Genomic DNA, 322 nt, shown 5'->3' on the forward strand with positions numbered 1-322 from the left:
GCGCGAACAAGTTCGCGCACCTGCTCGGCGAGCAGGGGGTGTACAAGAAGTGAGCCTCAACACGCAGCTCATCCGCAGCCTCAAGGCTCCCGCCCGCCCGGTGTGGGAGGAGCCGCCCAGCAAGGCCGGACTCACCGCGAAGGGCGGTCTGCTGCTCCTGTGCTGCCTCGGGGTGCTCGGGCCGCTGTGGATCGTGATCGTCACCAGTCTCTCCCCCAAGCCGGTGATAGACCGGGTCGGCGGTCTCGTCGTCATCCCCCAGGGCATCACCTTCGTCAACTACACGGAACTGCTCAGCGGCGGTCAGGTCAGCCGGGCGATC

Annotated in this window: 1 pseudogene; it reads left to right on the top strand. The window is 67.4% G+C overall.

Annotation, left to right across the window (positions count from 1 at the left end):
* Positions 1–49: 49 nt before the first annotated feature.
* Positions 50–322 (top strand): annotated as a pseudogene (locus tag ADK36_RS15840) (carbohydrate ABC transporter permease); the annotation flags it as partial.

Origin of the sequence: Streptomyces viridochromogenes, from assembly GCF_001270495.1 — a bacterium.
Classification (GTDB): domain Bacteria; phylum Actinomycetota; class Actinomycetes; order Streptomycetales; family Streptomycetaceae; genus Streptomyces; species Streptomyces viridochromogenes_A.